Source organism: Enterobacter sp. PL1 (genome assembly GCF_945957325.1).
Taxonomy (GTDB): Bacteria; Pseudomonadota; Gammaproteobacteria; order Enterobacterales; family Enterobacteriaceae; genus Enterobacter; species Enterobacter roggenkampii.
The window spans coordinates 1-22675 of the sequence record NZ_CAMFKT010000018.1; the positions used below are offsets into that span (position 1 = coordinate 1).

Genomic DNA, 22675 nt, shown 5'->3' on the forward strand with positions numbered 1-22675 from the left:
ATCCCAATGGATGCTGTTTACGGTGATGAGGTATCAAACCTTAATATTAAGAAAATATTATTTCCTTTTTTGAAAGGTAATATTAAGAATCTTTGTAAGCGTATATTTTATAATTATTTCCTTCGTGGGTTTTCGATTGCCTCTATTGAATTAGTATTAGGAACATTACTCTTCATCTTCGGGATCATTTATGGTACTGGTGCCTGGTATCACTCTGTCGCAACGAATACTCCGGCAACAAGTGGTACAGTGATGCTCGCTGCGTTACCTATTATACTTGGCGTACAATTTTTATTGTCGTTTATTCAGGCAGATATAGAGAGTCAACCAACTGTTGCGCTGACACGCTTGTTAGGTCATGAGCGAGGCAATGAGCGTGGGCTATAGCGCATCAGTTGCTATATCTTTAGCTGAGTATTGAGTTAACATAATTATTACTTGCTTTTAAGCCCGCCAGGTCTTTATCTGGCTGGGTATCCACACCTGACAGGAGTATGTAATGTCTAAGCAACAAATCGGCGTTGTCGGTATGGCAGTGATGGGGCGCAACCTGGCGCTCAACATCGAAAGCCGTGGTTATACTGTCTCCGTTTTCAACCGCTCCCGTGATAAGACCGAAGAAGTGATTGCCGAGAACCCAGGCAAGAAACTGGTCCCTTTCTATACGGTGAAAGAATTCGTTGAATCTCTGGAAACCCCTCGTCGTATCCTGTTAATGGTGAAAGCGGGCGCGGGTACCGATGCTGCTATCGACTCCCTGAAGCCTTACCTCGAAAAAGGCGACATCATCATTGATGGCGGTAATACCTTCTTCCAGGACACCATTCGTCGTAATCGTGAACTGTCTGCTGAAGGCTTCAACTTCATCGGCACCGGTGTTTCCGGTGGTGAAGAGGGCGCGCTGAAAGGCCCATCCATCATGCCTGGCGGCCAGAAAGAAGCATACGAGCTGGTGGCGCCTATTCTGACAAAAATCGCAGCTGTTGCAGAAGATGGCGAGCCGTGTGTGACCTATATCGGTCCGGACGGTGCAGGGCACTATGTTAAAATGGTGCACAACGGCATTGAATACGGCGATATGCAGCTGATCGCGGAAGCATATTCCCTGCTGAAAGGCGGCCTGAACCTCTCCAATGAAGAGCTGGCGGAAACCTTCACCGAGTGGAACAAAGGCGAGCTGAACAGCTACCTGATCGACATCACCAAAGATATCTTCACGAAGAAAGATGAAGAGGGTAAATACCTGGTTGATGTGATTCTGGATGAAGCAGCGAACAAAGGCACCGGTAAATGGACCAGCCAGAGTTCTCTGGATCTGGGCGAACCGCTGTCTCTGATCACCGAATCTGTCTTCGCGCGTTACATCTCTTCCCTGAAAGAGCAGCGCGTGGCAGCATCTAAAGTGCTGTCTGGCCCGCAGGCTAAACCTGCGGGTGATAAAGCGGAGTTCGTTGAGAAAGTGCGTCGTGCACTGTACCTGGGGAAAATCGTTTCTTACGCGCAAGGCTTCTCTCAGCTGCGTGCGGCATCAGACGAGAACAACTGGGATCTGAACTATGGTGAAATCGCGAAGATCTTCCGCGCGGGCTGCATCATTCGTGCACAATTCCTGCAGAAAATCACCGATGCCTATGCTGAAAACGCCGGTATCGCCAACCTGCTGCTGGCACCGTACTTTAAGAAAATTGCGGACGAATACCAGCAGGCGCTGCGTGACGTGGTTGCCTACGCTGTGCAGAACGGTATCCCGGTTCCGACCTTCTCTGCTGCAGTAGCCTACTACGATAGCTATCGTGCTGCGGTACTGCCGGCTAACCTCATTCAGGCTCAGCGTGATTATTTCGGTGCGCATACTTATAAACGTACAGATAAAGAAGGTGTGTTCCACACGGAATGGCTGGACTAATCTGATTTAGCCTCAGGTTGTTATATAAACCCGGAGATATTCTCCGGGTTTTTTTTCACCAAAATCACAACCATATATTCGAAGTAGTCTGAATGTTGTACCTGGATGGGCTATTCCTGAGGCTTCGCCTTGACACTCCCACAAGGCAGGAGGTAAAAAGCCCTACAGTTATTGATTATCGTGATGGCCCTGCGGTCATCTCTACAGCTCACTTACAGAAGTTATTCGCGAATGAAAATAACAATTTCCGGTACAGGTTATGTAGGTCTCTCCAACGGTATTCTGATTGCTCAGAACCACGAAGTGGTTGCGCTGGATATCGTGCAGGCTAAAGTGGACATGCTTAACAAGAAGCAATCCCCGATTGTAGATAAAGAGATTGAAGAGTATCTGGCAACGAAGCCGCTAAACTTCCGCGCAACCACCGACAAGCAGGATGCTTACCGTGGGGCGGACTATGTGATTATCGCCACGCCGACCGACTATGATCCTAAAACCAACTACTTCAACACGTCGAGCGTTGAGTCGGTTATCCGCGATGTTACGGAAATCAACCCGAACGCGGTGATGATCATTAAATCCACCATCCCGGTTGGTTTTACCCAGTCCGTTAAAGAAAAATACGGCATTGATAATGTCATCTTCTCACCGGAGTTTCTCCGTGAAGGGCGTGCGCTGTACGATAACCTGAACCCATCACGTATCGTTATTGGTGAGCGTTCAGAGCGCGCCGAGCGGTTTGCCGCGCTGCTCCAGGAAGGGGCGACCAAAAAAGATATCCCGACGCTGTTTACCGATTCGACCGAAGCGGAAGCCATCAAGCTTTTTGCTAACACGTATCTTGCCATGCGTGTGGCATATTTTAACGAGCTGGACAGCTATGCAGAGAGCCTGGGGTTGAATAGCCGTCAAATTATCGAAGGCGTTTGTCTGGATCCACGTATCGGCAATCATTATAACAACCCGTCGTTTGGCTATGGCGGTTACTGCCTGCCGAAAGATACTAAGCAGCTGCTGGCTAACTATCAGTCTGTTCCTAACAACATCATCTCGGCGATTGTTGATGCCAACCGGACGCGCAAAGATTTTGTTGCTGATTCAATCCTTTCCCGTCAGCCGAAAGTGGTGGGCGTCTATCGCCTGATTATGAAAAGTGGTTCAGATAACTTCCGTGCCTCTTCCATTCAGGGCATCATGAAGCGCATTAAGGCCAAGGGTGTACAGGTCATTATTTATGAACCGGTAATGAAGGAAGATGAGTTCTTCCATTCCCGCGTGGTGCGCGATCTGAATGCATTCAAGAAAGAGGCGGACGTGATCATCTCTAACCGTATGGCGGAAGAGCTGGCGGACGTTGCGGATAAAGTGTATACCCGCGATTTGTTCGGTAGCGACTGAATAGTGTTCGTAACAAATAAAAAACCCGGCGCATTCGCCGGGTTTTGTTTTTTAGACCTTGTAGAAATTACGATACCAGTCCACAAAATTCTTCACGCCTTCCTTCACCGACGTCTGCGGCTTAAAGCCAATGACGTCATACAGCGCCGTGGTATCCGCGCTCGTTTCCAGCACGTCACCAGGTTGAACAGGCATCATATTTTTCTCTGCTTCTTTGCCTAACGCCTCTTCCAGCGCGGTGATGTAATCCATCAGCTCCACGGGCGCACTGTTGCCAATGTTGTAAACGCGATACGGGGCAGAGCTGGTCGCCGGGGACCCTGTTTCAACGGTCCAGTTCGCATCGGCTTGAGGGATAACGTCCTGCAGACGGATAATGGCTTCGGCAATATCATCGATATAGGTAAAATCGCGCTTCATCTTGCCGTAGTTGTAAACGTCGATGCTTTTACCTTCGATCATCGCCTTGGTAAATTTGAACAGTGCCATATCAGGTCGGCCCCATGGCCCATACACGGTGAAAAAGCGCAGGCCGGTTGTCGGCAGATTGTACAAATGAGAGTAGGTGTGCGACATCAGTTCGTTGGATTTTTTCGTCGCGGCATACAAGGAAACCGGGTGATCAACCGAGTCATCGGTGGAGAACGGCATCTTCCGGTTCAGGCCGTAAACAGAGCTGGAAGAAGCATACAGTAAATGCTGCACCTTATTGTGTCGGCAGCCTTCCAGTACGTTGAGATGGCCAATAAGGTTTGATTGCGCGTAAGCGTGCGGATTTTCAAGAGAGTAACGTACGCCAGCCTGCGCGGCGAGGTGGATCACGCGGTCAAATTTCTCAGTAGCAAACAGCGAGGCCATCCCTTCGCGATCCGCCAGATCCAGCTTATAGAAAGTGAAATTGTCCGACGTAAGCAGATCCAGTCGTGCTTGCTTCAGATTGACATCGTAATAGTCATTAAGGTTATCAATTCCTACAACCTGATGTCCTGCCTGCAACAGGCGCTCGCTGACGTGGAAACCGATAAAGCCGGCAGCGCCGGTGACCAGAAATTTCATCTTCAACCTCAATGTTAAATGAGTAACTCTTAACGCATAAAATCGTGCGTTACACTATCGGCTGATGATACCCGCTCGCGGAAGGAATGATAACTGCTTTATTACAGGAAAAGGGGAGGCGAGTGCTCCCCAGGTAGGGTGTTTATTTATGTCTTTTACGTAAATTCTCAATCACCGCCGTCAAATCCAGCGCCTGATCCTGCAGCAGCACCAGCAGGTGATACATCAAGTCAGACGCTTCGTTCGTCAGCTCCTCGCGGTCATGCACGGTCGCGGCCAGCGCTGTCTCAACGCCTTCTTCACCCACCTTCTGTGCAATACGCTTGGTTCCGCTGGCGTACAGCTTCGCGGTATAAGAACTCTCCGGATCCGCCGATTTACGCTCCGCCAGCAGCTGCTCCAGTTGGTACAGGAACAGCCACTGGTGACTCGCCTCTCCAAAGCAGCTGCTGGTGCCCTTATGGCAGGTCGGACCGATGGGGTTTGCCAGTACCAGCAGGGTGTCGTTATCGCAGTCCGGCGTAATGCTGACCACGTTCAGGAAATGACCCGAGGTTTCGCCTTTGGTCCACAGGCGCTGTTTCGTGCGCGAGAAAAAGGTCACTTTGCCACTGTCGATCGTTTTCGCCAGCGCGTCCTGGTTCATATAGCCCAGCATCAGCACTTCGCCTGAGACGGCATGCTGGACAACCACCGGCAGTAATCCGTCCGTTTTTTTCCAGTCCAGCTGCGCCTGTTGTTGCTCTGTTAACATACCCTGATCTCCACGCCCTGGTCGGCCAGGTACGTTTTTAACTCACCAATATTAATAATTTGTTTGTGGAACACGGAAGCGGCCAGCGCGCCGTCTACGTTCGCATCGCAGAAGGCTTCCAGGAAGTGTTCCATGGTGCCCGCGCCGCCGGAGGCAATCAGCGGAACGTGGCAGACCTCACGAACTTTTTTCAGCTGCTCGAGGTCATACCCGTTACGCACGCCGTCCTGGTTCATCATGTTGAGGACAATCTCGCCCGCGCCACGCTTCTGCACTTCCTGCACCCAGTCGAGCGTTTCCCACTGCGTAACGCGCGTGCGGCTTTCGTCACCCGTATACTGATTGACGTGGTATTTGCCGGTCGCGGCGTCGAACCAGGTATCAATCCCTACCACTATACACTGCACGCCAAAACGATCGGCGAGGCGGGTAATGAGCTCCGGGTCGGCCAGGGCAGGAGAGTTGATGGAAATCTTGTCGGCACCAAACGAGAGAATTTTGGCGGCGTCGTCGGCGGATTTAATCCCGCCCGCCACGCAGAACGGAATATCGATCACTTCCGCTACGCGCGCGACCCAGCTTTTGTCGACTACGCGGCCATCGCTGGACGCGGTAATATCGTAGAACACCAGCTCGTCTGCGCCTTCATCGGCGTAGCGTTTTGCCAGCGGAACGATGTCGCCAATGATCTCGTGGTTGCGGAACTGCACGCCTTTCACGACCTGGCCGTCACGCACGTCCAGGCAAGGGATTATCCGTTTTGCCAGCATTGAATCGCCTCCGTCACCGTAAATTTACCTTCCAGCAGGGCCCGGCCCACAATCACGCCCTTCACGCCGGTTCCCCGCAGCGCAGCGATATCGGCTAAGTCACCGATGCCGCCAGATGACTGGAACGCCACCTGCGGATAACGGGCGCAAACTTCTTCATATAAAGAAACGTTGGAACCCGCCAGCGTGCCGTCACGGGAGATATCCGTGCACAGCACGTGCTTGAGGCCAACGGGCAGATAGGTATCAACTAGCGCCTCCAGCGTCACGCCGGAGTTTTCCTGCCAGCCGCTGACCGCCACCTGTTTATTACCCTGTTCGTCAATGCGCACGTCCAGCGCCAGCACCAGCGCGTCGGCGCCAAAGCGGCGGAACCAGCCCTTCACCGTCTCAGGATCTTTGACGGCGGTTGAACCGACCACCACGCGCGCCACGCCCGCGTCCAGCAGCGCCGCCACGTCATCTTCCGTACGCACGCCGCCGCCGACCTGTACCGGCACATCAACACCGGCAACCAGATTTTTCAGCAGCGGGATCTGGCGCTTCGCCGGATCTTTCGCGCCCGTCAAATCCACAAGATGCAGTACCTGCGCACCCTGGGCGGCATACTCCTGCAGGCGCGGCAGCGGATCGTTTCCGTAGTCTCGCTGCTGCCCGTAATCACCCTGATGCAGACGGACAACCGTGCCGTCAATTAAATCTAACGCGGGAATAATCATCACATCTCCAGGAAGTTTTTCAGCAGCTGCGCGCCCGCGGCGCCCGAGCGCTCTGGGTGAAACTGTACGCCGAAGAAATTGTCTTTCTGCACGGCTGCGGTAAACGCCTCGCCGTAAGTGCACTGGGCGATCGTATTGACGTTCACCGGCATGGCGTAGCTGTGCACAAAGTAAAAGTACGCACCGTCTTCAATGCCGCGAAACAGCCGGTCGCCCGCTTTGGCGTACACGCGGTTCCAGCCCATATGCGGCAGAGGCAGACCGTGGTCGGTCATTTTCGGCACGTCTTCGTTGATAATGCCCAGCAGGTCAACGCCGTTGCTCTCTTCGCTGCGGCGGCCCAGGATCTGCATACCCAGGCAAATGCCCAGCACCGGTTGGGTACAGGCTTTGATCAGATCGACCAGCTCGCGCTCGCGAATCTGATCCATCGCGGCCTGCGCAGTGCCCACGCCCGGCAGAAATAACTTGTCGGCACGCAGCACCACGTCAGGGTCACGGCTGACCACCGGTTCGTAGCCGTGGCGGGTGATGGCCGACTTTACGGAGTTGAGGTTGGCGCATCCGGTATCCAGAATCACCACGTTCATTACAGCACTCCTTTTGATGAGGGCAGGGCGTCGCCTTCCACGCGAATTGCCTGGCGCAGCGTGCGGCCAAAGGCCTTGAAGAGACTCTCCACGCGGTGGTGGTCGTTCTTGCCTTTGGTTTTCAGGTGCAGCGTCAGGCCCATGGTGTAGGACAATGAACGGAAGAAGTGCTCCACCATTTCGGTGCTCAGATCGCCCACGCGCTGGTAATTGAAGTCTGCTTTGTATTCCAGATGCGGACGACCGGAAATATCCATCGCGCAGCGCGCCAGACACTCGTCCATCGGCAGGACAAAGCCAAAACGGTTGATGCCGCGTTTATCGCCGAGCGCCAGCTTCAGGGCTTCACCCAGCGCCAGGCCGGTATCTTCCACGGTGTGGTGATCGTCAATATAGAGGTCGCCTTTTACCGCGATCTCCATGCGGAAACCGCCGTGGGTGGCAATCTGGTCCAGCATATGGTCGAAGAAACCCACGCCGGTGTGGATCTTGCTGCCGCCTTCGCGGTCCAGCCAGACCTTCACATCAATTTGCGTCTCTTTGGTGTTGCGTTCAACGTGCGAGTAGCGGTCACGTTTTGTCAGCTGCTCGCCAATCATCGCCCAGTTAAGGTTGATGCGGTCATAGCGCAGCCCCGCGATGCCCATGTTCTCCGCCAGCGTAATATCGGTGATGCGATCGCCGATAACATAGCTGTTGGCCTTATCCAGCACATCCTCTGCCAGATAGCGCTCAACCAGCTTCACCTTTGGCTTACGGCAGTCACACTCGTCGGCTGGCATGTGCGGGCAAATCAGCACTTCATCAAACACCACACCCTGAGAGGTCAGCACCTGCATCATTAAATTATGCGGGCCGTCAAAGTCTGCCTGCGGGAAGCTGTCGGTACCCAGGCCGTCCTGGTTGGTGATCATCACCAGCTTGTACCCGGCTTTTTGCAGCTTGAGCAGCACCGGGATCACGTCAGGTTCAAACGCCAGCTTGTCGAATCGGTCGACCTGAAAATCAGCTGGTGGCTCCGAAATAAGGGTGCCGTCACGATCGATGAAAAGGATCTTCTGGGTCATACTTTCTCCGCTTTCAGGGCGTCAATCACGCGCTGGCTCTCTGCACGGGTGCCGACGGTAATGCGCAGGCATCCGCTCAGAGAAGGTTGTTTATTCTGGTCTCGTAAGATAATGCCCTGATCCCATAAAGATTTAAATACGGCGCTGGAGGCGGTAAAGCGCACCAGGATGTAGTTGGTTTCCGAGTCGAACACCTGCTCCACGCACGGTATATCCTTCAGGGCGGTCACCAGGTACTGACGTTCCTCCAGGATTTGCGCCACGCGCTCGCGCATCGCGCTAATCCCCTGAGGCGTCAGCGCCTGTGCCGCAATATCGGCAACCGGCGTTGAGAGCGGGTACGGGGCGATCACCTTCAGCAGCAGGTCGATGACCTCTTTATTCGCCAGGGTGAATCCGCAGCGCAGACCCGCGAGGGCGAAAGCCTTCGACAGCGTACGCAGTACCACCAGGTGCGGGTACTCTTCCAGCCAGCCAGCCAGCGTCGCCTGCGGGCAGAACTCGATGTAGGCTTCGTCCGCGACCACCAGGGCTTTACCGCGCGTCATCTCCAGCAGGGTGCGGATATCCTGCGGGTTAATAATCTGCCCGGTCGGGTTGTTCGGGCTGCAAACAAACACCACTTTTACGCCTTCGAGATTGTCGGCAATCCCCTGCAGATCCAGCTGCCAGTTCTCCAGTGAGAGCACGTTGCGGCACGCCACCCCGAAGGTCTCCGCGCTGACGCTGTACATGCCGTAGGTCGGCTGGCAGTACATCACCGCGTCTTTGCCCGGCTCGCAGAAGGCGCGGATCAGCAGTTCAATGCCCTCATCCGCGCCGCGACTGACCAGCACCTGCTCTGGCTTCACGCCAGCGTACTGCGCGTAGTTCTCAATAACCGCCTTCGGCTGACACTCCGGATAGCGGTTCAGCGTCTGCTGCGACAGCTCAAACTGCACCGCCGTAGGATATTCGTTGGCGTTCAGCCAGACATCCCCTTTACCGCCCAGACGACGCGCAGACTGGTAAGGCGTCAGGCGACGGACATTTTCGCGGGCTAATTCTTCAATGTTCATGCTTGCTCCTTCAGGGCTGCAACGCGCAGCGTAACGGCGTTTTTGTGAGCGGTCAGGCGCTCGGCGGCGGCCAGGGTTTCAATGGTGGACGCCAGCGAGGCAAACCCTTCGCGGGAGAGCTCCTGCACGGTCATGCGTTTCTGGAAATCCGCCAGCCCCAGGCTGGAACAGGTTGAGGTATAGCCATACGTTGGCAGCACGTGGTTGGTGCCGGAGGCGTAATCGCCCGCGGATTCCGGTGACCAGTCGCCGAGGAACACCGAGCCCGCGCTGGTAATGCTGTCGACCAGATCGCGCGCATTTCGGGTCTGAATAATCAGGTGCTCCGGACCGTACTGGTTAGAAATGGCAATGCACTGCTCGAGATCGCGCGCCACAATCAGTCGGCTGGCCGCTAACGCCTGGCGTGCCGTGTCGGCGCGGGGCAGGTCGGCAAGCTGACGCTCCACGGCTTCACCCACGCGTTTCGCCATATCGGCATCCGGCGTCAGCAGGATGACCTGCGAGTCCGGGCCGTGTTCCGCCTGGGAAAGCAGGTCGGACGCGACGAAATCCGGCGTGGCGCCGCTGTCGGCAATCACCAGCACCTCAGACGGGCCGGCAGGCATATCGATGGCCGCGCCGTCCAGACGCTGGCTGACCTGACGCTTAGCCTCGGTCACATACGCATTGCCCGGGCCAAAGATTTTGTCGACCTTGGGAATGGATTCCGTGCCGAATGCCAGGGCGGATATCGCCTGCGCGCCGCCCACTTTATAGACCGCCTGCACGCCGCACAGCTTCGCCGCGTAAAGGATCTCGTCGGCAATCGGGGGCGGTGAGCACAGCACCACTTTCTGACACCCGGCAATGCGTGCGGGAGTCGCCAGCATTAGCACGGTGGAGAAAAGCGGGGCAGAGCCGCCGGGAATATAGAGGCCGACGGACGCAACCGGGCGCGTCACCTGCTGGCAACGCACGCCGGGCAGGGTTTCGACATCCACGGTCTGCAGCTTTTGCGCGGTGTGGAAGGTATCAATGTTTTTCACCGCGACGGCCATCGCCTGCTTGATGTCATCCCCCAGGCGATTGCTGGCATCAATGATTTCCTGCTCGGTAACCTCTAATGCGCCGACGTCCGTCTTATCAAACTTCGCGCTGTATTCACGCAACGCGTCATCGCCGCGGGCTTTGACGTTATCCAGGATCTCCGCCACGGTGCGCGAGATGCTTTCAGAGGCGGAAATCGCCGGGCGCATCAGCAGCTCGCGCTGCTGTGCGTCGCTGCAGGTATTCCAGTCGATGATTGTGTTAAAGCTCATGGCCATTACTCCATCATCTTCTCAATTGGCAGCACCAGGATGGAGCTTGCGCCCAGTGCCTTCAGTTTTTCCATGGTTTCCCAGAACAGGGTTTCGCTGCTCACCATGTGCATCGCCACGCGCTGCTGATCGCCCGCCAGCGGCAGGATGGTTGGGCGCTCGGCACCCGGCAGCAGGGCAATCACTTCATCCAGACGCTCGGTTGGGGCGTGCATCATGATGTATTTGGATTCACGTGCCTGAATCACGCCCTGAATGCGGGTCAGCAGTTTGTCGATCAGCTGCTGCTTAGCGTCGGCCATCTCGCCGTCGCGCTGAATCAGGCACGCTTTAGAGCGGTAGATCACTTCCACTTCGCGCAGACCGTTCGCTTCCAGCGTCGCGCCGGTAGAGACCAGGTCACAGATGGCGTCCGCCAGACCCGCACGCGGCGCCACTTCAACAGAACCGTTCAGCAGACAGGATTTAAACTGCACGCCTTTCTGATCCAGATAGCGCTTTAACAGGTGAGGGTAGGAGGTGGCGATACGTTTGCCGTTCAGCGCGGCCGGGCCGTCCCAGGCTTCATCAACCGGCGTCGCCAGCGACAGGCGGCAGCCGCCGAAGTCCAGACGACGCAGGGTGAAGTAACGCGGGTCTTCGCCCTGCGCGCGGCGGGTCAGCAGCTCTTCTTCCAGCACGTTTTCACCGATGATGCCGAGGTCAACGACGCCATCCATCACCAGGCCGGGAATATCGTCATCACGCACGCGGAGAATGTCGATGGGCATGTTTTCAGCCAGAGCAATCAGGCGCTGGGTGTGCAGGTTAATTTTAATCCCGCAGCGGGCCAGCAGTTCGCGTGAATCGTCACTCAAACGGCCTGATTTTTGAATAGCTATGCGTAAACGTGAGTTATCTAACATTCTTTATTCCTCGTTAACCTGTTTTAACCTGTCTGAATTCGGTCCAAAAAAAAGCCCCCGGAAGAAGATCTTCCGGGGGCTTTTTCATGCGTTCATGCACCACTGGAAGATCCAAACGTCTTCCAGCACACATCGCCTGAAAGACTAGTCAGGATGATGGTGATGATGGTGGTGTTTAAATTGAACGCGTGTCATATAAATTCTCGATGAATGCTTATTCATTTGATGTCTTTTAACCTAAACCAGTTGTGCGACATATTGCAAGGGCTTTTTTTGATCATTAATTCATTTCATATTGATGCTATGAATTGTGTGTTCTGCCGGGCTGGCGTAGCCTTATGAAAGACGAGTGAGAGTCAGGAGAATTCGCATGAAAAAGGTCGCGATTGTCGGTTTAGGATGGCTGGGAATGCCGCTGGCGATGTCATTAGCCGCGAAAGGCTGGCAGGTGACCGGGAGCAAGACCACCCGAGATGGGGTCGAAGCGGCGCGCATGTGCGGTATTGAGGGCGTTGAACTGCGTCTGGAGCCGGAACTGGTATGTGATGCGGACGATCTGGACACGCTGATGAACGTCGATGCGCTGGTGATTACGCTACCCGCGCGGCGCAGCGGCCCGGGTGAATCATTTTATCTGCAGGCGATGCAGGAGATAGTCGACAGCGCGCTGGCGCATCACGTACCGCGCATTGTTTTCACCAGCTCGACGTCGGTCTATGGTGAGGTTGAGGGCGTAGTGAAAGAGAGTTCCGAGCGCCGTCCCGTTACCGCGAGCGGTCAGGTCCTGAAAGAGCTGGAAGACTGGCTGCACAATCTTCCCGGCACGCAGGTCGATATCGTTCGTCTGGCGGGGCTGGTGGGCCCTGGCCGCCATCCGGGACGCTTCTTTGCCGGAAAGACTGCGCCAGACGGCCAGCATGGCGTGAATCTTGTCCATCTTGAGGATGTTATTGGCGCAATTGAGCTACTCTTACAGGCTCCGAAAGGCGGACACATCTATAATATATGTGCACCGACTCATCCGGCGCGCAGCACCTTTTACCCGCTGATGGCACGTCAGCTGGGCCTGGCTCCGCCGGTCTTTGGTGAGGCAAAAGATGGCAGTAAAGGCAAAATTGTTGATGGCAATCGCATTTGTCATGAGCTGGGGTTTGAGTATCAGTATCCCGATCCGCTGGTGATGCCCATGGAATAAGTTACGCAGCGGAGACGATCGCACACCAGAAGGGGGCGAGCATGAAACCGCTGCTGGATGTTCTTATTATTCTGGATGCACTGGAAAAAGAGGGGAGCTTTGCCGCTGCGTCGGCAAAGCTCTACAAAACCCCTTCGGCCCTGAGCTATACCGTCCAAAAACTGGAAAGCGACCTCAATATCCAGATCCTCGATCGCTCCGGGCATCGCGCACGCTTTACCCGCACCGGACAGATGCTGCTGGAAAAAGGCCGCGAAGTCCTCCATACCGTTCGTGAACTGGAAAAACAGGCCGTCAAACTGCATCAGGGATGGGAAAACGAGCTGGTGATTGGGGTGGATGACACCTTTCCGTTTTCTCTCCTGACGCCGCTGATTGAAATGTTTTACCAACATCACAGCGTCACCCGGCTTATTTTCATCAACGGCGTGCTGGGCGGTTCCTGGGATGCCTTAACCCAGGGCAGGGCGGACATTTTTGTCGGTGCATTGCATGAGCCTCCCCAACTCAGTGAATTTGGTTTTGCCCGCCTTGGCGTGCTGGAGCAGGTATTTGCCGTGGCGCCTCATCATCCGCTGGCTCAGGAGCCCGAGCCGCTTAACCGCCGCGTGATTAAAGGCTACCGCGCGATTGTAGTGGGTGACAGCTCTCGCCCGGAATGTGCGGTCTCCTCGCAGCTGCTTGATGAGCAGGAAGCGATTACCGTTTTCGACTTTAAAACCAAGCTTGAGCTGCAAATTAGCGGTCTGGGCTGCGGCTATTTACCCCGCTATCTGGCGCAGCGCTTTATTGACAGCGGTGCGCTTGTTGAAAAACAGGTACTTGCTCAAAACAGCCATGAATCGGTGTGGGTGGGCTGGAATGAACAGACCGCCGGGCTGGCGAGTGCCTGGTGGCGGGACGAAATTTTAGCAAATAGTGCTATCGCTGCTGTATATGCTCAGGGCAGCGTCGAGAAATCAGCCAGTTAGCAAAAAGAAAATTACCCGGTGCGTTGCAAAGTATTGCCTTTTGTATCCGATGTGGGGCAAAATGCCGCCGCTGCAACCAAATGAATAATCGACGATATAAAAGGCGTCGGTTATTTTTTTTTGCATGTACGAAACGAAACTAAAAACCAAGAGGCCGGGCTTCGTACCGGATAGATATTTACTAAAATCCGACAGTTGTTGTCGCTGAGGAAGAAAGAAATGGGGCAATTTTTCGCTTACGTGGCGGTTATCACCGTAAAGGAGAATAACTATGTCGCATAACGCAACTCCAAACACCTCTCGCGTGGAATTACGTAAAACGCTTACGTTGATTCCGGTTGTTATGATGGGCCTGGCCTATATGCAACCGATGACGCTGTTTGATACATTCGGTATCGTATCAGGCCTCACAGACGGTCATGTGCCAACGGCATATGGCTTCGCGCTGATTGCGATCCTTTTTACCGCGCTGAGCTACGGTAAACTGGTGCGTCGCTACCCGTCTGCGGGTTCCGCCTACACCTATGCCCAGAAATCCATCAGCCCGACGGTTGGCTTTATGGTGGGCTGGTCTTCGCTGCTCGACTATCTGTTCGCGCCGATGATCAACATTCTGCTGGCAAAAATCTATTTTGAAGCGCTGGTGCCGTCGATTCCATCCTGGATGTTCGTTGTGGCGCTGGTGGCCTTTATGACGGCCTTTAACCTGCGCAGCATCAAGTCTGTCGCCAACTTTAACTCCGTTATCGTTGTGCTTCAGGTTGTCCTGATTGCGGTTATTCTTGGCATGGTGATTTACGGCGTATTCCACGGCGAAGGCGCGGGCACCCTGGCGAGCAGCAAGCCGTTCTGGTCTGGTGATGCGCATGTTATCCCGATGATTACCGGGGCAACCATTCTGTGCTTCTCCTTTACCGGTTTTGACGGGATCAGCAACCTCTCTGAAGAAACCAAAGATGCAGAGCGCGTAATTCCTCGTGCCATCTTCCTGACGGCGCTGATTGGCGGTCTGATCTTTATTTTCTCGACCTATTTCCTGCAGCTGTACTTCCCGGATATCTCTCGCTTCAAGGATCCGGATGCGTCTCAGCCGGAAATTATGCTGTACGTGGCGGGTAAAGCGTTCCAGGTCGGCGCGCTGATCTTCTCCACCATCACCGTACTGGCGTCCGGTATGGCCGCGCATGCAGGCGTTGCGCGTCTGATGTACGTAATGGGCCGCGATGGCGTATTCCCGAAAAGCTTCTTCGGCTACGTGCATCCAACCTGGCGTACCCCGGCGATGAACATTATCCTGGTCGGTGCGATCGCGCTTCTGGCGATTAACTTTGACCTGGTGATGGCAACGGCGCTGATTAACTTCGGTGCGCTGGTGGCGTTCACCTTTGTTAACCTGTCGGTTATCTCTCAGTTCTGGATCCGTGAAAAGCGTAACAAGACGCTGAAAGATCACTTCCAGTATCTGTTCCTGCCGATGTGCGGTGCCCTGACCGTGGGCGCGCTGTGGGTTAACCTGGAAGAGAGCTCAATGGTGCTTGGCCTGATTTGGGCGGGTATCGGTCTGGTTTACCTGGCCTGCGTCACGAAGAGCTTCCGTAACCCGGTTCCACAGTACGAAGACGTCGCGTAAGACTGTGTCGGGTGGCGGCTATGCCTTACCCGACCTCCATAACCCGTAGGCCCGCGTAAGCGCCGCGCCACCGGGCAAAAAAAAGCCGGAGACATCGCCTCCGGCTTTTTTATACCCATCGATCAAACTATCTCTTGCGCGTACTGGAACAGGGATTTCAGCAGCGCCTGTTTTTCAGCATTCCCTTCATACTGGCCGTAGAGCATCTCCAGCTCCTGTGCATAGCTGTGCAGGTACTCTGGCGTAAACACGTTGCGACGATGCTGCAGCCAGCGTTCCTGCTCGGCTTCATCCAGCGTGCCGGGGTAATTACGCGCGCGGTAATTAAACATCAGCTTTTCGATGCGCTTATCGGCGAAGGTGATATCCAGCGCCGGTAAGTTGCGCGGCTCTGTTTGCAGAACGATATTCATGGCCGCGCGATCGGCATCGCTGAAGAAACCGTTATAGAGTTGGGCGTCCACGTTTTCAGACGGCACGAACGGCTCGGCTTCGGCAAAAATGGCCACGACTTTCTCGCGCACCTGCGGATTTTCACGCAGCACTTTGAGATTATCGAGGCAGTGCTGGCGGTTAATGCCCAGCCTGTCAGCATCTTCCGGGCGCAGCGTATTCGCCTGCGCCAGGACCGGGCATTTATTGATATGCACCAGTTTGACCGGCACCGCCGGCAGATCGCCGAGCTCGTTTTTCGGGGTATAAAGCCGTTCGCGCAGGGTATCGCTGTCGAGTTCGAGCAGCGGTGAAATATCGCCCGCCAGGTCCACCATGATGACCGCATTACGGTTGTCCGGATGCCAGGCCAGCGGCGCAACCCAGCTGGTATTGCCGCGCCAGGCGCCAAACATGCCGGAAATATGCACCAGAGGTTTCATCTGCGGTACGTCGATAAGGGTCATAAGCTTCTGCTTGCTGCGATGGCTCAGCAGATACTCAAACAGCCGGGGCTGTGCGCTTTTCACCAGCTTTGCCATGGCAATGGTGGCATAGACGTCCGCCATCGCGTCGTGGGCATTGCTGTGCTCGATACCGTTGGCGCGCGTTAGGTGTTCCAGCCGGAAGCTTGTCAGACCTTCCTCATTTTCCGGCCAGTGAATGCCTTCAGGACGCAGGGCGTAGCAGGCGCGCATGATGTCGAGTAAATCCCAGCGTGAATTGCGGTTCTGCCAGCTCCAGGCGTAGGGATCGTAGAAGTTGCGATAGAAGATGTTGCGCGTCACTTCGTCATCGAAGCGGATGTTGTTGTAACCGACCACGCAGGTATTGGGAACGGTAAACAGGTCGTGGATGCGTCGGGCGAATTCTGCCTCGTTAACGCCTTTTTCCCGCGCTTCCTGCGGGGTGATCCCAGTGACCATCACCGCGCCGGGCTGCGGCAGGTAATCATCCGCTGGCTTGCAGTAAAAGACCTCAGGCTCGCCGATGATGTTGAATTCGTCGTCGGTACGGATGGCGGCAAACTGCGCCGGTCGGTCCAGCGCCGGATGCGTACCAAAGGTTTCGTAGTCGTGGAACAAAAAAGTCGGGCGAGCGGCAGAGTCAGACACCAGTAATACCATCCTGTTAAAAAATGACGTCACTATGGTAAACGATCGTGCGGGTCAGACCGAATAAAAAGCACCGCCGCGTCGCAAATTTGCGCGCCAGCTTCAGAGAAAAATCTGCGCTCTGTCACATTTTTTTGCAATTAAGCCAGGTAACGACATCAGAACTCCCGTAAAAAGGTCATCGATTTTTAATGACCTGAGGATATACCGTTGAAACGCCGTCTGTTTATTGCTGTTTCTTTACTCGCTTCGAGTGTCTCATCTGCTTTTGCGGCCGAACCACTGGATTTTTCGCCGCAGCCTCCGGCCATTCAGGCTGGCTCCTGGGTGCTGATGGATTACACGACTGGTCAGATTTTAACGGCGGGCAACGAACATCAACAACGTAATCCGGCGAGCCTGACCAAGCTGATGACGGGCTATGTAGTCGATCGGGCCATTGACAGCCACCGCATTACCCCGGATGACATCGTCACCGTAGGGCGTGATGCCTGGGCAAAAGGGAACCCGGTGTTTGACGGTTCATCGCTGATGTTCCTGAAGGAGGGCGATCGCGTCACCGTGCGCGATCTGAGCCGCGGCCTGATTGTCGATTCCGGCAACGACGCCTGCGTGGCGCTGGCCGATCACGTGGCGGGCGGGCAGCCGCAGTTTGTGAAGATGATGAACGACTACGTGCAGAAGCTGAACCTGCGCGATACGCATTTTGAAACCGTCCACGGGCTGGACGCGCCGGGCCAGCACAGCTCGGCCTATGACCTGGCCGTACTCTCCCGCGCCATCATCCACGGTGAGCCCGAGTTTTATCATATGTACAGCGAAAAGAGCCTGACCTGGAACGGGATCACCCAGCAAAACCGTAACGGCCTGCTGTGGGATAAAACCATGAACGTGGACGGGCTGAAAACAGGGCATACCTCGGGTGCGGGTTTTAACCTGATTGCGTCCGCCGTTGACGGCCAGCGCCGGTTAATCGCGGTAGTGATGGGGGCGGACAGCCCGAAAGGGCGCGAAGACCAGGCCCGGAAACTGCTGCACTGGGGTCAGCAGAATTTCGATACGGTGCAGATCCTGCATAACGGAAAAAAAGTGGGAACGGAGCGCATCTGGTACGGCGACAAGGAGCAGGTAAAACTGGGCACCGACCAGGACTTCTGGCTGGCCTTGCCGAAAGCGGAGGTGCCCAACATCAAAGCCAAATACGTGCTGGATAAAAAAGAGCTGGAAGCGCCGATTGCCGCGCATCAGCGTGTCGGGGAGATCCAGCTTTACGATCGCGACAAGGTGGTAGCCCACTGGCCGCTGGTCACGCTGGAAGCCGTTGATAAAGGCGGCCTGTTCTCTCGTCTGAGCGATTATCTGCATCACACGCTTTAACCGCCGATGAGCAGACTGGCAGGGTTGCGAGTCTGCTCACATAATAAACACTCCTTGTTTGCTGATAATGATAATCCAGTTTTATAGTGTATAAATATACAGTGATAAGCGGAGGCAGCATGGACTACAGCATTACGCAGCAACAGAAACGTAAGATTGCCGGTTTTCATTTGGTCGGTCCGTGGGAACACACGGTAAAACAGGGCTTTGAACAGCTGGTCATGTGGGTCGACGGGCGTCACATTGAGCCGCTGGAGTGGGTGGCGGTCTACTACGATAACCCCGATGAGGTCCCGGCCGAAAAACTGCGCTGCGATACGGCCGTTACCGTACCGGACGATTTTGTTATCCCGGAAAACAGCGAAGGCGTCATGATGACGGAAATCGCGGGAGGGGATTATGCCGTGGCGACGGCGCGTGTGGAAAACTACGACTTTGCCACGCCGTGGTATCAGTTCTTCAATTCCCTGCTGCAGGACAATACGTATCAGATGGCGCTCAAACCCTGCTTCGAGCGCTACCTGAATGACGGCAACGCGGATGGCTACTGGGATATTGAAATGTATATCGCGGTTGAGCACAAACCGGTTTAGGCCTGCTGAATAAAGGGTTTTTCAGCCGGGACCGTTCCGCCCGGCTGAAAACACAGTACAATTGTGATTTGCCGTGTAGCTGGAGAGCGGGTGTGCGTCCCGACAAATCATTAACCCCTTTTGAAATTCGGTTGTATAAACACTACCGCGTGGTGCACGGGTGTCGCATCGCGCTGGCATTCGTATTGACGTTTGTACTGGTCCGCTTGCTGGAGGTTCCGGAAGGGACGTGGCCGCTGATCACGCTGGTGGTGGTGATGGGGCCCATCTCGTTTTGGGGCAACGTTGTCCCGCGCGCCTTCGAGCGTATTGGCGGGACCGTGTTAGGTTCGGCCCTGGGGCTTATCGCCCTGAAGCTGGAGCTTATCTCGTTTCCGGTCATGCTGATATGGTGCGGTGCCGCCATGTTCTTGTGCGGCTGGCTGGCGTTGGGCAAGCGTCCTTATCAGGCGCTGCTGATTGGTATCACGCTTGCGGTGGTGGTCGGCGCACCCGCCGGCGATATGACCACGGCGCTGTGGCGAAGCGGGGATGTCATTCTGGGTTCACTGCTCGCCATGCTGTTTACCGGCATCTGGCCGCAGCGGGCTTTTCTGCACTGGCGTATCCAGATGGCCAACTATGTCACCGCGTTTAACCGCGTCTATCAGGCCGGTTTTTCCCCTAATCTGGTTGAACGCCCCCGGCTGGAAAAGCATCTGCAAACCATTCTCAACGACGTGGTCAAAATGCGCGGCCTGATCACGCCCGCCAGCAAAGAGACCCATATTCAGAAAGCGATTTTCGAAGCCATCCAGACGGTAAGCCGCAACCTGGTGTGCATGCTTGAACTGCAAATCAACGCGCACTGGGCCTCTCGCCCGAGCCATCTGTTGATGCTTAACGCGCAGACCCTCAAAGAGACCCAGCAGATGACGCAGCAAACGCTGTTGACCATCGCTCATGCGCTCTACGAAGGTAACCCGCAGCCGATACTGGCAAACAGCGAGCGGCTGAATGAGATCGTTGCGGAGCTGAAGCAGTTAATCAATGAGCGGCAGGGCGATAACGTGGCGGAAACGCCCATTCATGGCTATGTCTGGCTGAGTATGGAACTGGCGCGACAGCTTGAGCTGCTATCGCATCTGATTTGTCGGGCGCTGCGCAAATAAAACGCGGATGTGACGCCTGCTGCTTCGATTCAGCAGCAATTGGGGTTATGATAGGTTTAAACGATATACTCATTGTCATTCGCAGCCGCTGTCAGTAAGGTTATTGTTACAACGGTTGCTTTAACGAATCCGAATCTCACATTATCAGGGGTGTAAAAATGGAAACTACCAAGCCTTCGTTCCAGGATGTTCTGGAATTCGTCCGCCTGTTCCGCCGCAAAAACAAGCTGCAGCGTGAAATCCAGGACGTTGAGAAGAAGATCCGTGACAACCAGAAACGTGTTCTGCTGCTCGACAACCTGAGCGACTATATCAAGCCAGGCATGAGCGTTGAAGCTATTCAGGGCATCATCGCCAGCATGAAGAGCGACTATGAAGACCGTGTTGATGATTACATCATCAAAAATGCTGAACTGTCCAAAGAGCGTCGCGACATCTCTAAGAAGCTGAAAGTGATGGGCGAAATCAAAAACGGCGAAGCAAAAAGCGAGTAATCGCAGCGAATCGTGAAAAAGGCTCTCTGGTGACAGAGAGCCTTTTTTTATGACTCAGAATGTGGCTGTAGCTGATAAATCCAGGCTTGAACCTGCTTGCCTTCAGTGGTGGTCACCGTGACCTCAACCCGGTCATAGCCGTCTTCAAACTCATCCAGCATTTGCCAGTGTGCGGAAAGGTTATCAGAGATAAACAGATAGCCTTCGACGCGCGGTCCATCGGAGTGGAGGACAATCCCGGGAAAGTCCGCCGCCGCACCCCAGCCGCGCTCGTAGAACGTACCGGAGACGAAACCGGCCAGCCATTCACCGCCGATGTTTTCAAGGATATGCGCATTAGAATGGCCCGGGCGCAGCGTGCCGTAGACAAACAGAGCGTTCATTTTCCCTCATCCGCAAAGCAAAAAGCCTGCTTTAAAAGCAGGCTTTTTAAATTTGGCTCCTCTGACTGGACTCGAACCAGTGACATACGGATTAACAGTCCGCCGTTCTACCGACTGAACTACAGAGGAATCGTTGTGGAGGCTTATCTTAGCGGCGAAAAAACTTTTGTCAAACCTGATCTTAGGGAAAATCGACTGATTGCTGATTCTGTCGTCAGTTTGTTGTAATTCCACACATCTTTTTTCAGGAAAATACTTTGCAGGATTAGCATTTCTCCCCCATCATTTGAAATGGAGTTTCAACTTTTCTCGCTAAGGTCCATTTTGAACGTCACTGCCTCCTTACGCCAGGCGATCGCGCGCACGCCATGGTATGCAAAACGTAAAAGCTATCGTGTCCTGTTCTGGCGTGAAATCACCCCTCTTGCTGTGCCTATCTTCCTGGAAAATACCTGCGTTCTGCTGATGGGGGTACTGAGCACCTTCCTGGTGAGCTGGCTGGGGAAAGAGGCGATGGCGGGGGTCGGGCTGGCGGACAGCTTTAACATGGTGGTGATGTCATTTTTTGCTGCCATCGATCTCGGGACGACGGTGGTGGTGGCTTTTAGCCTCGGCAAGCTCGATCCCAAACGTGCGCGCGAGGCAGCCCGCCAGTCGCTGATGATCATGACTGTCTTTTCGATTGTTCTGGCGGCGGTGATTCACTATTTCGGTAAAGAGATTATCGATTTTGTCGCCGGGGAAGCCACGAACGAGGTTAAAGACCTGGCGCTGACCTATCTGGAGATGACCGTCATCAGCTATCCGGTGGCGGCTATCGCCCTGATTGGCAGCGGCGCGCTGCGCGGGGCAGGTAACACCAAAATTCCGCTCCTGATCAACGGCGGAATGAATATCCTGAATATCATCATCAGCAGCGTGCTGATCTACGGCGTGTTCTCGTGGGACGGGCTGGGGTTCGTCGGCGCCGGACTGGGGTTAACCATTTCACGCTATATCGGTGCGGCGGCGATTATCGGGGTGCTGATGGCGGGGATCACCCCCTCGCTGCGCCTCACGCTGAAGAGCTATTTCCGCCCCTTTAACTTCGCCATTATCTGGGAAGTGATGGGGATCGGCATTCCCGCCAGTATTGAGTCGGTGCTGTTTAACGGCGGGAAGCTGCTGACGCAGATGTTTGTCGCCGGGATGGGCACCGACGTTATCGCCGGTAACTTCATCGCCTTTTCTATCGCCTCGCTGATTAACCTGCCGGGTAACGCGCTGGGTTCGGCCTCGACTATCATTACCGGGAAACGGCTCGGGAAAGGACAGATTGGCCAGGCTGAGCGGCAGCTGCGCCACGTTTTCTGGCTGTCAACCATTGGACTGACCGTGATTGCCTGGGGAACGGCGCCGTTTGCCGGGCTGATGGCCTCGTTCTATACCCACGAAGAGGACGTTAAAGAGGTCGTTAAAATCCTCATCTGGCTCAATGCGGCCTTTATGCCCATCTGGGCGGCCTCATGGGTACTGCCAGCCGGGCTGAAGGGCGCGCGTGACGCCCGCTTTGCGATGTGGGTGTCGATGCTCGGCATGTGGGGATGTCGCGTTGTGGCGGGGTATACGCTCGGGGTGATGCTCGGATGGGGCGTAGTCGGCGTCTGGCTGGGTATGTTCCTGGACTGGGCCGTACGGGGCGCGCTGTTCTACTGGCGCATGGTCAGCGGGCGCTGGCTGTGGAAATACCCGCGGAAAAATGCCTGACAATTGCGCGAAGTGGAGAATAAATCGGCAAACGATCGGAAATATGCATTCTGCCTTTGACATC

The 22675-nt window shown here is 55.0% G+C and carries 23 protein-coding genes, 1 tRNA gene, 1 pseudogene and 1 other annotated feature; of the genes and pseudogenes, 12 read left to right on the forward strand and 13 right to left on the reverse strand.

Annotation, left to right across the window (positions count from 1 at the left end; translation table 11 throughout):
* The 3 genes and pseudogenes from N6P30_RS16270 to ugd form a co-directional block, all read left to right on the forward strand.
* Positions 1–387, forward strand: a pseudogene (locus tag N6P30_RS16270) (glycosyltransferase family 2 protein); the annotation flags it as partial.
* A gap of 112 nt (positions 388–499) precedes the next feature.
* A complete protein-coding gene (gndA, locus tag N6P30_RS16275; protein ID WP_023325612.1) occupies positions 500–1906 on the forward strand; it encodes an NADP-dependent phosphogluconate dehydrogenase in 1407 nt (468 codons plus the stop codon).
* Between the two features lie 231 nt (positions 1907–2137).
* Positions 2138–3304, forward strand: a complete 1167-nt coding sequence (gene ugd, locus N6P30_RS16280) for a UDP-glucose 6-dehydrogenase (RefSeq protein WP_008499449.1) — start codon at positions 2138–2140, stop codon at positions 3302–3304.
* 51 nt (positions 3305–3355) lie between these two features.
* Here the strand turns inward: ugd and N6P30_RS16285 are convergent, their stop codons facing one another.
* The 10 genes from N6P30_RS16285 to hisL all read right to left on the reverse strand — a co-directional run bounded on the left by N6P30_RS16285 (position 3356) and on the right by hisL (position 11719).
* On the reverse strand, positions 3356–4360 hold the full coding sequence (locus N6P30_RS16285; RefSeq protein ID WP_008499450.1) for an NAD-dependent epimerase: 1005 nt from the start codon (positions 4358–4360) through the stop codon (positions 3356–3358).
* A gap of 142 nt (positions 4361–4502) precedes the next feature.
* Entirely contained in the window at positions 4503–5114 is a 612-nt protein-coding gene (gene hisIE, locus N6P30_RS16290) for a bifunctional phosphoribosyl-AMP cyclohydrolase/phosphoribosyl-ATP diphosphatase HisIE (protein WP_008499451.1), read from the reverse strand.
* Positions 5108–5884: an imidazole glycerol phosphate synthase subunit HisF gene (gene hisF, locus N6P30_RS16295; RefSeq protein ID WP_008499452.1), complete on the reverse strand. Its 777-nt coding sequence runs from the start codon at positions 5882–5884 to the stop codon at positions 5108–5110. Before hisF ends, hisIE begins: the two co-directional genes overlap by 7 nt.
* A complete protein-coding gene (gene hisA / locus N6P30_RS16300) occupies positions 5866–6603 on the reverse strand; it encodes a 1-(5-phosphoribosyl)-5-[(5-phosphoribosylamino)methylideneamino]imidazole-4-carboxamide isomerase (protein WP_008499454.1) in 738 nt (245 codons plus the stop codon). The genes hisF and hisA overlap by 19 nt, the downstream gene beginning before the upstream one ends.
* On the reverse strand, positions 6603–7193 hold the full coding sequence (gene hisH, locus N6P30_RS16305) for an imidazole glycerol phosphate synthase subunit HisH (protein ID WP_023294783.1): 591 nt from the start codon (positions 7191–7193) through the stop codon (positions 6603–6605). The genes hisA and hisH overlap by 1 nt, the downstream gene beginning before the upstream one ends.
* Entirely contained in the window at positions 7193–8260 is a 1068-nt protein-coding gene (gene hisB / locus N6P30_RS16310) for a bifunctional histidinol-phosphatase/imidazoleglycerol-phosphate dehydratase HisB (protein ID WP_008499456.1), read from the reverse strand. The genes hisH and hisB overlap by 1 nt, the downstream gene beginning before the upstream one ends.
* Entirely contained in the window at positions 8257–9318 is a 1062-nt protein-coding gene (gene hisC, locus N6P30_RS16315) for a histidinol-phosphate transaminase (RefSeq protein WP_008499457.1), read from the reverse strand. The genes hisB and hisC overlap by 4 nt, the downstream gene beginning before the upstream one ends.
* Positions 9315–10619, reverse strand: a complete 1305-nt coding sequence (gene hisD / locus N6P30_RS16320; RefSeq protein ID WP_023294782.1) for a histidinol dehydrogenase — start codon at positions 10617–10619, stop codon at positions 9315–9317. The genes hisC and hisD overlap by 4 nt, the downstream gene beginning before the upstream one ends.
* Positions 10620–10624: 5 nt before the next feature.
* Positions 10625–11524 carry an ATP phosphoribosyltransferase gene (hisG, locus tag N6P30_RS16325; RefSeq protein WP_000886595.1) on the reverse strand — a complete coding sequence of 300 codons (900 nt, stop codon included), beginning with the start codon at positions 11522–11524 and terminating at the stop codon, positions 10625–10627.
* A 45-nt stretch (positions 11525–11569) separates the two neighbouring features.
* Positions 11570–11693, reverse strand: a sequence feature (His leader region).
* Positions 11669–11719: a his operon leader peptide gene (hisL, locus tag N6P30_RS16330; protein ID WP_001364200.1), complete on the reverse strand. Its 51-nt coding sequence runs from the start codon at positions 11717–11719 to the stop codon at positions 11669–11671. It overlaps the preceding feature by 25 nt.
* 175 nt (positions 11720–11894) lie before the next feature.
* On the opposite strand from hisL, the gene N6P30_RS16335 reads away from it, so the two are divergent.
* From N6P30_RS16335 to plaP, 4 genes are all read left to right on the forward strand, one after another.
* Positions 11895–12719: an SDR family oxidoreductase gene (locus tag N6P30_RS16335; RefSeq protein ID WP_023294781.1), complete on the forward strand. Its 825-nt coding sequence runs from the start codon at positions 11895–11897 to the stop codon at positions 12717–12719.
* Positions 12720–12760: 41 nt separating this feature from the next.
* On the forward strand, positions 12761–13690 hold the full coding sequence (locus tag N6P30_RS16340; protein ID WP_021241428.1) for a LysR substrate-binding domain-containing protein: 930 nt from the start codon (positions 12761–12763) through the stop codon (positions 13688–13690).
* Between the two features lie 219 nt (positions 13691–13909).
* On the forward strand, positions 13910–13972 hold the full coding sequence (gene yoeI / locus N6P30_RS16345) for a membrane protein YoeI (protein WP_099458931.1): 63 nt from the start codon (positions 13910–13912) through the stop codon (positions 13970–13972).
* Positions 13962–15320 (forward strand): putrescine/proton symporter PlaP, encoded by a 1359-nt coding sequence (plaP, locus tag N6P30_RS16350; protein ID WP_008499462.1) that lies wholly within the window; start codon positions 13962–13964, stop codon positions 15318–15320. Before yoeI ends, plaP begins: the two co-directional genes overlap by 11 nt.
* Before the next feature lie 122 nt (positions 15321–15442).
* On the opposite strand, the gene sbcB is transcribed toward plaP, so the two are convergent.
* Complete coding sequence (gene sbcB, locus N6P30_RS16355) at positions 15443–16879, reverse strand: exodeoxyribonuclease I (RefSeq protein WP_369750702.1); 1437 nt, start codon at positions 16877–16879, stop codon at positions 15443–15445.
* Positions 16880–17077: 198 nt separating this feature from the next.
* Here sbcB and dacD point away from each other — a divergent pair, with 198 nt between their 5' ends.
* From dacD to N6P30_RS16375, 4 genes are all read left to right on the forward strand, one after another.
* Positions 17078–18244 carry a serine-type D-Ala-D-Ala carboxypeptidase DacD gene (gene dacD / locus N6P30_RS16360; RefSeq protein WP_008499464.1) on the forward strand — a complete coding sequence of 389 codons (1167 nt, stop codon included), beginning with the start codon at positions 17078–17080 and terminating at the stop codon, positions 18242–18244.
* 119 nt (positions 18245–18363) lie between these two features.
* Positions 18364–18837 (forward strand): DNA gyrase inhibitor SbmC, encoded by a 474-nt coding sequence (sbmC, locus tag N6P30_RS16365; RefSeq protein ID WP_023293783.1) that lies wholly within the window; start codon positions 18364–18366, stop codon positions 18835–18837.
* 92 nt (positions 18838–18929) lie between these two features.
* Entirely contained in the window at positions 18930–19988 is a 1059-nt protein-coding gene (locus N6P30_RS16370; protein WP_008499466.1) for an FUSC family protein, read from the forward strand.
* 158 nt (positions 19989–20146) lie between these two features.
* Positions 20147–20482, forward strand: a complete 336-nt coding sequence (locus tag N6P30_RS16375) for a DUF496 family protein (RefSeq protein WP_008499467.1) — start codon at positions 20147–20149, stop codon at positions 20480–20482.
* Between the two features lie 47 nt (positions 20483–20529).
* Here the strand turns inward: N6P30_RS16375 and N6P30_RS16380 are convergent, their stop codons facing one another.
* Entirely contained in the window at positions 20530–20865 is a 336-nt protein-coding gene (locus tag N6P30_RS16380; protein WP_008499468.1) for a gamma-glutamylcyclotransferase family protein, read from the reverse strand.
* A 53-nt stretch (positions 20866–20918) separates the two neighbouring features.
* Positions 20919–20994: transfer RNA gene (locus tag N6P30_RS16385), tRNA-Asn, on the reverse strand.
* A gap of 162 nt (positions 20995–21156) precedes the next feature.
* Between N6P30_RS16385 and emmdR the strand changes: the two genes are divergently transcribed.
* On the forward strand, positions 21157–22611 hold the full coding sequence (gene emmdR, locus N6P30_RS16390) for a multidrug efflux MATE transporter EmmdR (protein ID WP_123277552.1): 1455 nt from the start codon (positions 21157–21159) through the stop codon (positions 22609–22611).
* Positions 22612–22675: the final 64 nt, after the last annotated feature.

What these genes read in the sequence shown, in the direction of transcription:
- N6P30_RS16285 (WP_008499450.1), bottom strand. Translation starts at nt 4,360, where the DNA reads ATGAAATTTCTGGTCACCGGCGCTGCCGGCTTTATCGGTTTCCACGTC.
- hisA (WP_008499454.1), bottom strand. Translation starts at nt 6,603, where the DNA reads ATGATTATTCCCGCGTTAGATTTAATTGACGGCACGGTTGTCCGTCTG.
- hisG (WP_000886595.1), bottom strand. Translation starts at nt 11,524, where the DNA reads ATGTTAGATAACTCACGTTTACGCATAGCTATTCAAAAATCAGGCCGT.
- sbcB (WP_369750702.1), bottom strand. Translation starts at nt 16,879, where the DNA reads ATGGTATTACTGGTGTCTGACTCTGCCGCTCGCCCGACTTTTTTGTTC.
- hisC (WP_008499457.1), bottom strand. Translation starts at nt 9,318, where the DNA reads ATGAACATTGAAGAATTAGCCCGCGAAAATGTCCGTCGCCTGACGCCT.
- plaP (WP_008499462.1), top strand. Translation starts at nt 13,962, where the DNA reads ATGTCGCATAACGCAACTCCAAACACCTCTCGCGTGGAATTACGTAAA.
- hisF (WP_008499452.1), bottom strand. Translation starts at nt 5,884, where the DNA reads ATGCTGGCAAAACGGATAATCCCTTGCCTGGACGTGCGTGACGGCCAG.
- N6P30_RS16335 (WP_023294781.1), top strand. Translation starts at nt 11,895, where the DNA reads ATGAAAAAGGTCGCGATTGTCGGTTTAGGATGGCTGGGAATGCCGCTG.
- hisIE (WP_008499451.1), bottom strand. Translation starts at nt 5,114, where the DNA reads ATGTTAACAGAGCAACAACAGGCGCAGCTGGACTGGAAAAAAACGGAC.
- hisH (WP_023294783.1), bottom strand. Translation starts at nt 7,193, where the DNA reads ATGAACGTGGTGATTCTGGATACCGGATGCGCCAACCTCAACTCCGTA.
- sbmC (WP_023293783.1), top strand. Translation starts at nt 18,364, where the DNA reads ATGGACTACAGCATTACGCAGCAACAGAAACGTAAGATTGCCGGTTTT.
- emmdR (WP_123277552.1), top strand. Translation starts at nt 21,157, where the DNA reads ATGGAGTTTCAACTTTTCTCGCTAAGGTCCATTTTGAACGTCACTGCC.
- N6P30_RS16380 (WP_008499468.1), bottom strand. Translation starts at nt 20,865, where the DNA reads ATGAACGCTCTGTTTGTCTACGGCACGCTGCGCCCGGGCCATTCTAAT.
- gndA (WP_023325612.1), top strand. Translation starts at nt 500, where the DNA reads ATGTCTAAGCAACAAATCGGCGTTGTCGGTATGGCAGTGATGGGGCGC.
- hisB (WP_008499456.1), bottom strand. Translation starts at nt 8,260, where the DNA reads ATGACCCAGAAGATCCTTTTCATCGATCGTGACGGCACCCTTATTTCG.
- hisD (WP_023294782.1), bottom strand. Translation starts at nt 10,619, where the DNA reads ATGAGCTTTAACACAATCATCGACTGGAATACCTGCAGCGACGCACAG.
- ugd (WP_008499449.1), top strand. Translation starts at nt 2,138, where the DNA reads ATGAAAATAACAATTTCCGGTACAGGTTATGTAGGTCTCTCCAACGGT.
- N6P30_RS16375 (WP_008499467.1), top strand. Translation starts at nt 20,147, where the DNA reads ATGGAAACTACCAAGCCTTCGTTCCAGGATGTTCTGGAATTCGTCCGC.
- N6P30_RS16340 (WP_021241428.1), top strand. Translation starts at nt 12,761, where the DNA reads ATGAAACCGCTGCTGGATGTTCTTATTATTCTGGATGCACTGGAAAAA.